Source organism: Pseudomonas sp. UBT (genome assembly GCF_050915955.1).
In the GTDB taxonomy this organism is placed as follows: Bacteria; Pseudomonadota; Gammaproteobacteria; order Pseudomonadales; family Pseudomonadaceae; genus Aquipseudomonas; species Aquipseudomonas antarctica_A.
This window is the reverse complement of record NZ_CP168079.1, coordinates 4,112,248-4,122,985: the sequence shown is the minus strand read 5'-3', so window position 1 is coordinate 4,122,985 and position 10,738 is coordinate 4,112,248. Positions and strand designations below refer to the sequence as shown.

12 protein-coding genes are annotated in these 10,738 nt (G+C 57.7%); 10 read left to right on the top strand and 2 right to left on the bottom strand.

Annotated features, from left to right (window positions below; genetic code table 11):
• Window positions 1–95 precede the first annotated feature (95 nt).
• Together ACDZ94_RS19065 and ACDZ94_RS19060 are read right to left on the bottom strand one after the other, a co-directional pair.
• The gene (locus ACDZ94_RS19065) at window positions 96–863 is read right to left on the bottom strand and encodes a siderophore-interacting protein (protein ID WP_432750592.1); all 768 of its coding nucleotides are present in this window, start codon (window positions 861–863) and stop codon (window positions 96–98) included.
• Window positions 860–1,381, bottom strand: a complete 522-nt coding sequence (locus ACDZ94_RS19060; protein ID WP_064450883.1) for a PadR family transcriptional regulator — start codon at window positions 1,379–1,381, stop codon at window positions 860–862. Before ACDZ94_RS19060 ends, ACDZ94_RS19065 begins: the two co-directional genes overlap by 4 nt.
• A gap of 541 nt (window positions 1,382–1,922) precedes the next feature.
• On the opposite strand from ACDZ94_RS19060, the gene ACDZ94_RS19055 reads away from it, so the two are divergent.
• From ACDZ94_RS19055 to ACDZ94_RS19010, 10 genes are all read left to right on the top strand, one after another.
• Complete coding sequence (locus ACDZ94_RS19055; RefSeq protein ID WP_064450884.1) at window positions 1,923–2,432, top strand: fimbrial protein; 510 nt, start codon at window positions 1,923–1,925, stop codon at window positions 2,430–2,432.
• Window positions 2,433–2,525: 93 nt separating this feature from the next.
• Window positions 2,526–3,047: a fimbrial protein gene (locus ACDZ94_RS19050; protein WP_407017926.1), complete on the top strand. Its 522-nt coding sequence runs from the start codon at window positions 2,526–2,528 to the stop codon at window positions 3,045–3,047.
• Between the two features lie 19 nt (window positions 3,048–3,066).
• The gene (locus ACDZ94_RS19045; RefSeq protein WP_432750591.1) at window positions 3,067–5,679 is read left to right on the top strand and encodes an outer membrane usher protein; all 2,613 of its coding nucleotides are present in this window, start codon (window positions 3,067–3,069) and stop codon (window positions 5,677–5,679) included.
• Window positions 5,676–6,437, top strand: coding sequence for a fimbria/pilus periplasmic chaperone (locus ACDZ94_RS19040; protein WP_064450886.1), 762 nt, complete (start codon window positions 5,676–5,678; stop codon window positions 6,435–6,437). Before ACDZ94_RS19045 ends, ACDZ94_RS19040 begins: the two co-directional genes overlap by 4 nt.
• Before the next feature lie 21 nt (window positions 6,438–6,458).
• On the top strand, window positions 6,459–7,043 hold the full coding sequence (locus ACDZ94_RS19035; protein ID WP_432750590.1) for a fimbrial protein: 585 nt from the start codon (window positions 6,459–6,461) through the stop codon (window positions 7,041–7,043).
• A gap of 10 nt (window positions 7,044–7,053) precedes the next feature.
• A complete protein-coding gene (locus ACDZ94_RS19030; protein ID WP_064450888.1) occupies window positions 7,054–7,548 on the top strand; it encodes a fimbrial protein in 495 nt (164 codons plus the stop codon).
• Between the two features lie 29 nt (window positions 7,549–7,577).
• Entirely contained in the window at window positions 7,578–8,057 is a 480-nt protein-coding gene (locus tag ACDZ94_RS19025) for a fimbrial protein (RefSeq protein ID WP_432751521.1), read from the top strand.
• An 11-nt stretch (window positions 8,058–8,068) separates the two neighbouring features.
• Window positions 8,069–8,617 carry a fimbrial protein gene (locus ACDZ94_RS19020; protein ID WP_262667108.1) on the top strand — a complete coding sequence of 183 codons (549 nt, stop codon included), beginning with the start codon at window positions 8,069–8,071 and terminating at the stop codon, window positions 8,615–8,617.
• Window positions 8,618–8,742: 125 nt separating this feature from the next.
• Entirely contained in the window at window positions 8,743–9,705 is a 963-nt protein-coding gene (locus ACDZ94_RS19015; RefSeq protein ID WP_432750589.1) for a fimbrial protein, read from the top strand.
• Complete coding sequence (locus ACDZ94_RS19010) at window positions 9,706–10,656, top strand: fimbrial protein (RefSeq protein ID WP_064450893.1); 951 nt, start codon at window positions 9,706–9,708, stop codon at window positions 10,654–10,656.
• The last annotated feature ends 82 nt before the right edge of the window (window positions 10,657–10,738 follow it).

Here is a 10,738-nt window from a genome sequence, read left to right as displayed (position 1 = left end):
CTCGGTACATCAGGCATACCCAGCTGATGCCATCGCAGCGGTTCGGCGGTCCGACAAGCCAGCTCCTACATTGAGTCTTCAGCGTGCTTGAGGTTCTAGTCTTCTTCGCTGCCTTCGGCGCGCCAGTAACCCACGGCCTTGAGGAACTCTTCATTGACCTTGTGCGTGTCCAGCAGCACGCGCCGCACCTGGCGCGACAGCTTGGTTTCAGTCGCGACGAAGCTGTATAGCGCGCCGCTCGGCAGCGTCAGTGTGCGTACGGTGTCGAGCAGGTCATCCTGGCCGCGCACCACCCACATCACGTCCACATCGGCGGCACTTTGCAGGGCTTGCTGTTCCGCCGCATTGGCGATTTCAATCACGGCCAGTACCTTGCGGCCCGCCGGCAATTCTTCCAGGCGGCGCGCGATGGCGGGCAGTGCGGTTTCATCGCCGATCAGCAGGTAGCTGTCGAAGATATCCGGCACGATCATCGAACCGCGTGGCCCGCCGATGTACAGGTGTTGGCCTACCTGCACTTGCTCGGCCCATGTGGGGGCAGGGCCGTCACCGTGCAGCACGAAGTCGATATCCAGCTCGCCGATGCTCAGGTCAAAGCGACGCGGCGTGTAGTCACGCATGGCCGGTTGCGGTCCTTCACCCTTGATGTTGAAGGTCGGGCTTTCGAGTGCGGCCTGTTCGGCGGCGTTCTGCGGGAACAGCAGTTTGATGTGGTCGTCGCTGCCCAGGCTTATAAACCCCGCCAGTTCCGGCCCGCCGAAGGTGACGCGGCGCATGCGTGGGGTGATATCGACTACCCGCAGCACTTGCAGGCGACGACGTTTGATTTCGTGGGTGACGCGGTGGATAGCTTGCGTATTCATTGGTCTTTCCCGTCGGCAATGGCTTGAGCGGTGCGATTGAGCAGCGCCGCGACACGAACGATTTCTTCCGGGCTCCAGCGCCCGTGGTGCGAGTGCAAGGCGTGACGCAGGTTGTGTACCGCCTCGTGAATTTCCGGTGGGCGGTCGTGGCCGCGTAATGAGCGTTTGCTGACGTCGATGCGCATGCGCACACCCTCCAGCGCAACGGCTTGTTCGCTTAGGAAGAGACGACCGGCATCGGTAATTGTGTAGCGTTTTTTTCCGCCGTCGGCGTCGCCCTGGATCAGATCGCTCTCTTCAAGAAAGGTCAGGGTGGGGTAAATCACGCCGGGACTTGGGGTATAGGCGCCGTCGAACAGGCTTTCGATCTGGCGGATCAGGTCGTAGCCATGGCAGGGCTGTTCGGCGATCAGGGCCGGCAGCAACAGTTTCAAATCACCGGGTGCAAACACCCGGGGGCCGCGACCGCGACCTGCGCGGGGGTCAAAGCCGTCGCGCTGGTGAGGATGGTCTCGCATGGTAGGAGCCTCTGTGTGTGTCTAGATATAACTTAAGATATATCTTACAGGCAGTGCAATGGCTCCCGACAGACGGTCCTCCACGCCTCGTGGCACTCTCCAATTCGCTAGTTGCTTTACTTGAGTAAGTACATTGTTTTTTAAACTATGTAATCCTGTTCTTACATACCTATCCGACAATAAAATATTCTCATTAACCTCCTCGTAGTCTACTTCCTACGGCTGTTTTGAAAGTTTTGGCAAATAGCCATAACTTTCCTATGTGTATTGATGTGTCAAGGCTACGTCATTAAGCGAATCTCCCGGCTTACATTTTCAAGTCTGAAATAGAAACTTACCTGGCTTCGAACGGGTCATGATTTGCAATGCAAATAGTTGGAAAAACTTTTCACACGGCACAGTGTGATTCGAACTTTTTGCCGAGCTTTAATCAGGCGTTACACCCTCTTCGTTGCGTGCTTAACCAGCCTTGCGCACCACTGCGACAGGGTTTTTCTATGACACTTAATGACTGTGTGAGTACTTGCAAATGAAAACCAAAATGAAAACTGCACTGTTGTCTATCGGGCTGCTGCTGGGGTCGATGTCCGTGGCTCAAGCGGCGGATGGAACGGTTACATTTTTGGGGTCTGTCCACTCGGGTGCCTGCTCTATTAAACCTGACTCCGTAGATCAGACCGTTCGCCTGGGGGCTATCGCGAAGCATCAGCTGCAAGCAGGCGGCAAGTCTGAAGCCCGCAGTGTGCGGATCGAGCTTGAAGGCTGCGACCTGACGGGCCTCACCGACAACACCGTCACCACCACTTTCACCGCGTCACCGTCGAGCGCTGTACCGGGTGCGATCGGCACCGTCGGGGGTGCCGGCAACATCGGCATCATGATGACCCATGGCGGCCAAGTGATTGACCTGGGCACCCCTACCACCCCGCAGGCCATCACCACCGGCGACAACACGTTGGAGTTCGGTGCCTATGTGCAAGGCGCCGCTACCGGCGACATCGTCCCGGGTGATTTCAGCGCGGTCACCAACTTCACCTTGGCTTATCAGTAAGTTTCCCCCCCGTCACCCAACGGTGACGGGGGGACGCTGACGGGAGATAGATAGGTGAGGACATTCATAAGTTTCGCTATTGCCTCTTCATTGATGATGCTTATCGCCCCCGATGTTTGCGCGCAGGACACTGCGCAAGGCGATGGGATTGTCACGCTGGGAGGAGAGATCGTTGACTCCGCCTGCGGGCTGGAAGCAGTCAGTGCCGATCAAACCATCGAGATGCCTCCTGAACCGATAGGCCGGCTGTTGCGCAATGCGACGGGCGTACGACAGCCCTTCCAGTTGCGCCTGGTCAATTGCTCATTGACTCGTCCCGACCCATCGCGGCCCGGTGTAAACCTTCCCGATTGGGAGCATCTGCGCGTGACCTTTGACGGTCCTCACGACAGAGCAGGGCGTTCCTTTGCCGTCTTTGGCGGCTCGCAAGGGGTCGCGCTGCACATTGAGGACGCTGCGGGTCAGGAGAGTGTTCCGGGTGAGCCGATGGCTTTGGTGCCGTTGGTCAATGGCGACATGACACTTCACTACACCCTTCGCTTGGTCGGCAATGGACTGCCGCTGGTGACAGGTGCTCACACGGCCGCAGTGCGGTTCAAGCTGGAATACTTTTGAACATTGACGGGTTGTTTTAATGTTGAATACGTCCAAGGTCAAAACTACGCTCCGTCCCACTATATTTGGCGGGTTAATGTCACTGGCAGGCACTGCACTGGGTGCCGGGGATATCGAGTTTAATACCGATGTTCTTGATCTTATTGATCGCACTAATATCGACTTGTCTCGTTTTGCGCGCAGCGGCTTTATTCTGCCGGGCACTTACGCGATGGTTATACAGATCAATAACCAAGTGATGGCTGAGCACTCGGTGGCGTTCTACCCTCCCGATAATGATCCCAAAGGCAGTCAGGCCTGTTTGTCACCGGCGCTGGTGGAACAATTGGGCTTGAAAGAGTCCGGCGCCGCCACACGTGCGTGGTGGAAAGGCGGGCAGTGCCTGGATACTCAAAGTTTGCCAGGCATGGAGGTCAGTGGTGATTTGGCCACCGCCACACTGAACATTAACGTCCCACAGGCCTACCTTGAGTACAGCGCTATTAACTGGGACCCGCCCTCCCGTTGGGATGATGGGGTGCCCGGGTTGTTGGTTGACTACAACCTGACGGCGCAATCGAACTACCAAAGGAATGAGCGGGCCCGCAATAACCTCAGTGGTAACGGAACCGTGGGGGCCAATGCCGGGGCCTGGCGCCTGAGGGCGGATTGGCAGGGGCGTGTCGAAAAAGGCCGTGAAGGGCCGGCCGGGAATCGCCAACTGGAGTGGAGCCGTTACTACGCGTATCGCGCAATTCCTGCGTTGAAGGCGCGCTTGGTGGTGGGCGAGAACTACCTGTATTCCGACCTGTTCGACAGCTTCCGCTTCACGGGTGCTGCGCTCAATTCGGATGAAAGCCAGCTGCCACCCAACTTGCGTGGTTACGCCCCGGAAGTCGTCGGGGTGGCCAAGACCAATGCGAAAGTCGTTATCAGCCAGCAGGGGCGTGTGCTGCATGAAACCCTGGTCGCGGCGGGGCCTTTTCGCATTCAGGACCTTAATGACGCTGTGACCGGCAAGCTGGATGTACGGGTGGAAGAGCAGGACGGCTCGGTGCACTCTTTCCAGATGGACACGGCAGGCGTTCCCTACCTGACGCGACCGGGGCAAGTTCGTTACAAGGTGGCGACCGGTCGACCGACCAATCTTCAGTACGGCGCCGAAGGTGACGTTTTTGGCACCGGCGAGTTCTCCTGGGGGATCAGCAACGGCTGGTCGCTGTTTGGCGGCGGTATGTCGGACAACAACTACCGTGCGCTGTCTGTCGGGGCGGGGCGTGACCTGCTGGCATTCGGGGCGGTCTCGGTGGATGTCACGCAATCCCACGCAAGCGTGTGGAACGAGTCGCTCTCGGGTAAATCCTATCGCCTTCAATATTCCAAGAACTTTGAACAGTACGACAGCCAGGTGACCTTCGCCGGTTACCGGTTTTCCGATAAGAACTTTTTGAGTATGGCCGAATACCTGGATGCCCGTCATTACGGGTTGAACGGCGAACTCGGCGGGCGCGGGCGGTACAACGAGAACGGTGAATACAGCGAGGACTGGAGGCCGATAGGTGGCAGCAAGGCCCTTTATACGGTGACGGTGAATAAACAATTTCGTGACCTGGGCGCCACCGTTTACGCCAGTTACAACAAGCAAACGTATTGGGACCGGCCGGACACCCAGCGTTGGAACCTGTCGTTGTCCCGCTACTTTAATGTGGGCTCGGTCAAAAACATGAGCCTGTCGCTGAACGCGTACCGCACGCTGGAATACAACTACAAAGACAACGGCATGTCGCTGACGGTGAGTTTGCCGTTGGGGCCCACCGGCACACTGTCGCTGGATGCCAATCGGTCCGCAGGCGACAACACGTTTTCAACGCGCTACAGCGATCGCCTCAATGAGCGTAATAGCTACCAGCTCAGTGCAAGCAACAACTCCGCCGGTGGTTATCTGAGTCATATCGGTGACCAGGCCGACATTGATGTAAGCGCCAGCACGCAAAAAGGCAGTTACAGCAGCCTCGGTGTATCCGCTCGCGGCGGTGGCACGCTCACACCTTACGGCGCGGCGCTGCACCGTACCAATAGCACCGGCGGTACCCGTCTGATGGTCGATACCGCAGGTGTCGCCGATGTGCCTGTGCGCGGTTATGGCACACCGACCCGCAGCAACGCTTTCGGCAAGGCGGTTATTTCCGACATCAGCAGCTACCAGCGTACGGCGGCCAGTGTTGATCTGGAGAAGTTGCCGAGCAATGTCGAAGCCACTCAATCAATGACGCAACTGACGCTCACCGAAGGCGCTATCGGTTATCGATCGCTGGACGTGATCGCCGGTGAGAAAGCCATGGCTGTTCTGCGCCTGCCGGACGGCAGTTCGCCGCCCTTCGGTGCGACGGTGAAAAACCTCAAACAGCAGGACACCGGGATTATGAATGACGGCGGCAACGTCTACCTGAGTGGCATTCAGCCTGGGGAGCAGATGAGCGTCAGTTGGGGAGGGGATGCGCGATGCATCTTCACGCTGCCTGTCATTTTGCCAACCGATGGTTTGACCCATGCCCTGCAACTGCGCTGCCAACTGGTAGCCAATGACCCTTCCTTGCCCGAGCCCGCAGCGCTGACCGGCAAGCGTACCGATATGGAGAACCCATCCTCATGATGCTAACTACACGTTTCACACCTCAGGCTCTTGTGCTGCTGGCGCTAGGCTTGAGCCAGAGTGCTAACGCAGCTGTCGGCCTGGACCGTACCCGCGTGATTTTTGATGGTGGCAAAGATGCCACCAGCGTGAATATCACCAATAACAATACCCAATTGCCGTATTTGGCCCAGGGCTGGATCGAGGATGAAGAGGGCAAAAAAATCACCACGCCCCTGATCGTGCTACCGCCGGTTCAACGCTTGGAGCCTGGGAAGCAAAGCCAGGTGAAAGTTCAGGCGCTGCCGGCGGCGAAATCGTTACCGCAGGATCGGGAGACGGTCTACTACTTCAACTTGAGGGAAATCCCGCCGCGCAGTGACAAGTCCAACACCCTGCAAATTGCGCTGCAAACCCGGATCAAATTGTTCTACCGGCCGCAAGCGATTACGCCAAGCCAGCAAGACCTGTCCAACCCTTGGCAGGAAAAACTGACCCTGACCCGCGAAGGCGACCACTACCAGGTGAGCAACCCTACGCCTTACTACGTGACCCTGGTGGATGCGCGCGACAGCAAGGATGGCAAAACCGTGCCGGGGTTTGTGCCAGTGATGGTCCCGCCCAAAGGCACGCTTCAACTGGGCCCGACTGCCACGGCCCTCGGCACAGCGCCCTATTTGGCCTACGTGAATGATTACGGCGGCCGTCCGCTGCTGGCGTTCACCTGCAGCGGCCAAACGTGCAAGGTCAATGTGCAAGCCTCAGCGCCTAACAAGTAATGCCAGCGGCCGGAGAAAGTCATGAATTCGCACAATGTGAAGGTCCTGGGCGGCCTGTTGCTGGCCTTTATGGGGAGTGCATGCGCCGTCGAGGACGGCGAGGATATCGAGGGCATGAGCGGCATGCTGAATGTTCTCGGGACCATGCATGAATCCCCTTGCAGCCTGGAGATGACATCGGTTCATCAGACGATTGACCTGGGCGCCGTATCCACCAGCCAACTGCAGCGGCCGGGTGATCAGGCGACATCGGTGGCCTTTCAGTTGCGCTTCAGCGATTGCCACCGCACCGCAGGCAGCATCCGCAGTGAGCGAACGGGGAACCTGGCATGGAGTGCTTTTCAACCCGTGCGGTCGGTAGCGTTCATGGCGCCCGCCGATGCCGATGATCCACGGTTGGTCAAAGTGCAAGGCATCACCGGGATGGGCCTGTATTTGACCGACGCCATGGGACGCAATGTACAGCTCGGCTCAAGAGGCGAACCTTTGTTTTTGACCTTGGGCAGCGATACCCAGACCTGGAATGTTCAACCCACGCGCACCTCTGCACCGTTAAGCAGCGGGGCATTCAAGGCTGTGGTGGATTTCAGGCTCAATTATGAGTGAGGGCAGAACAATGGCTAAGTCAAGCGGCTCGCGGGCCCTTCTTATCGGTGGCGGCCTGCTTTTGGCCGTCAGCCAAAGCGCGCAGGCCGATACGAGTCTGACCATCCGCGCGGTGATCATCGCGCCCCCGCCGTGTGTGATTAACAGCGGCGGTACGCTGGATGTGCCGTTCGGCAATGACCTTCTGACGTCACGGGTTGACGGGGTCAATTACCGTCGGGACGTGCCTTATACCGTCACCTGTGATTCCCCCTTCAACAACGCGATGAAGCTGGAACTCAAGGGCACAGGCGCTTCGTTCGACAGTCGCGTGCTCTTGACCCGCAAGACAGACCTTGGGGTAAAGCTGTTCGTCAATGGCGCTGACTGGCCATTGAATACGGCCGTGAATTTTACCCATCCAAACTTTCCGGTCGTGCAGGCGGTGCCTGTCAAGCGCGCGGGCAGCAGCCTCACGGGAGGCGCATTTGATGCCGCCGCCACCCTCGTGGTCGATTACCAATGAAATCGATTACCCATCAAGAGAAACGACCCATGACATTTTGGCAGCAGCGAGCGTTGCTCGCCTTGTGTTCCATCGGCCTTTGCAATGGTGCGTCGGCCAACCTGACGTTCAGCGGAACACTGAACGAGCCTCCGCCCTGCACGATTGATGCTGGAAACACCATTGAAGTCGACTTTGGGGACGTCGGTGTAAAGCGCGTCGATGGTGAGAAATACCGTAAGGGGGTCGATTACATCATCAGTTGCGGCAACGACACGCTGCCGTGGGAGTTGAAGTTGAGTGTTAACGGCACAGCCACGGCGTTTGATGGCTCGGCGGTGCAGACCAGTGTGCCTGACCTGGGCATCCGGCTGTTTCAAAATAACGTGCCGTTTCTACTCAATACGCCACTGGACATCAGCCTGTCGTCCCCGCCGACATTGGAAGTTGTACCCGTCAAACGGCTAGGGGCCGTACTGACCCCCGCAAGGTTTACAGCGGTGGCCACGCTGTTGGCCGAATACGAGTAGGAGTCGAGTCTATGCGACAAGAAAGGGTTCATAAGGGTTGGTCATGTGGCGGTCTGGCATTACTGCTTACCGTGGGCCTCGCCTCCAACGGCCATGCGGCCGACAACTTGAGTTTCAAGGGCAACCTGGTTGAAGAGGCCTGCACTATTCGGCCGGGCGACGAGGCCATCACGCTGGAACTCTGGGACATCACCAGCAAGCACCTCTATATCAACACGCGTTCACAGGGTCGCGGTTTCAAGCTGCACCTGGAGGACTGTGACACTACGGTTGGCAAGACGGTCACCATCACGTTCGGCGGTACAGAAAACCCGGCGCTGCCCGGGTTACTCGCACTGGATGGAGGCAGCGGCGCCTCAGGCATTGGGGTTGGTATCGAGACCCTGAGCGACAAGCCGTTGCCCTTGAATGCCGTCAGCGACGAACAGGTGTTGAGTGATGGCAGCAACAGTATTGAGCTCAAAGCCTATGTGCAGGGCGAGCCGAATGCCATCAGGGATCAGACTATAGAGCATGGTGCGTACACCGTGAGTTCTACGTTTACGTTGGACTACCCATAGGTGTGAAACATCATTCATAGGCTGAAAACAGCCTCATGCAAACCTCAATTCTCTTCTGGGCTGCCTTAAATCACGGACTGCATGTTCGTTGTGGGGGCTGGGTAGATAAACAACGAGAGATCAAAATGAAACGACTCGATGGAGCCATTGTGCTTCTCGTCTTGACAGGGTTTACCACCACCGCAAGAGCCGTTGATTGCCGTGTCAATGGAGGCGTGTGGACAATTGTCGGCGGGGGCAATATAAACTTGCGGGTCCCCGTAAACGTCCGACTGGACACGGCACAAAACCGTATCCTACTCGAAGGGGCGAGGCTCGAATGCCGATACACAATCGGCCCTCAGACCCCATCTAGAGCGGAGGACTACTGGGCAACCGGCAACGGTACACCCTGGGCTCCCGGCCCGAAGTTCGCTCAAGAAGGCACCGGCTTACGAATAAACGGAACGTACCGAAATACCCCGGTTCCCGTTGGAATTCGGGCGGCCACCATGCCGGATAACACGGTCGCATACCCGATTGATATAACGCCTTATATACTGATGCGTAATAGTCCGGGGAGCCCGATCGACATTCGAATCGGGGATACCCTCGGGGTATTACGTATGGTCCAGACAAACAGTGATAATAGCGGTTCAGTGCAACTGACCGTTACTTACACCGCCAACAACAACTTCACCGTCTCCCCCTCAACGTGCTCGATCAATAATAACAACCCGATCGAGATAAACTTCGGCGACGTACATCAACGGGCAATAGGCACCGATCCTTTAACCACCTCCATTCGCAGCGACCGCAGACTTTCCTACGCATGCCCGGATGCCGGGATTACCACGCCGATCACCATCACCTACCAAGGTAGCCCATCGTCGTTCGACACGCGTCTCTTGAGGATGAGCAACTCCGACGTAGGCGCGGCCCTTGTTCGTGCGGGTTCTGCGGTTCAAGTCAACGGTTCGTTCCTGACCCGGATTACCAACAGCGTGGGGGGCGACGATGTGACGTTTACGCTGGTTCGACGAACGGGCTCACTCCCTGCCACCGGTGCCATAACCGGCAGCGGTGTACTCGTGATGGGAGTGCCATAAATGAAACGACTCATTGCAACTGTTTTGCTTCTCGGCGCTGCTACCACCGCGCAGGCTGTCGACTGTCGGGTTAATGGCGGAGCCTGGCAAACGGGCAATCCCAATTTAAGTGTGCCCGTTACCGTTCGCTTGACCGAAGATCGTACGAGGATCTTGATGGAGGGTGCACAGCTTGAATGTAAATTCTCCCCGGGTTCACAAAGTCCGTCTTCCCGGCAGGACTACTGGTCTACGGGGAACTCGGCGGGCACCCCCTGGACGCCTGGCCCCAAATTCACCAGCGAAGGGACTGGTTTGCGAATAAATGGAACGTACCGCAATACGCCTGTTCCGGTTGGCATACGCGCAGCCACGATGCCTGACAACTTTGTGGGTTACCCGATCGATATCACGCCCTACATTCTGATGCGTAACAACCCGTCCAATCCGATTGATGTACGAATAGGCGATTCACTCGGGCTCCTGCGCCTTACTTCCACGAACAACTACGGCGCAGCCACGGCGAGTCTCACCGTCACTTACCGCGCCGCCAACAACTTCACCGTCTCCCCATCAACCTGCACGATCAACAATAACAACGCGATCGAGATCAACTTCGGTGAAGTGCACCAGAGAGCAATTGGCACCGATCCGCTGACAACCACCATCCGCAGCGACCGTAGGCTCACCTACACCTGCCCGGACCCTGGGATTACCACGCCGATCACCATTACTTACAAAGGCAGCCCCTCGTCGTTCAATACGCGCCTGCTGATGATGACCAATCCGGACTTGGGCACAGCCCTTGTCCATGGGGGGGCAGCGGTGCAAGTCGGCAGTTCGTTCCTGACCCGCATTACCAACAGCGTGGGGGGGGACGATGTGACGTTTTCGCTCGTTCGGCGAGCAGGGTCCCTACCGATTACGGGTGCCACAAGTGGAAGTGGTGTTCTCGTGATGGGGGTGCCATGACGCGGGCAGGTTGAGGCACAGGCGTTTGCGCGTATTCGCACCGGCCAGACCGGGCGAGTGCGCCCGACCCTGGAAATCGACC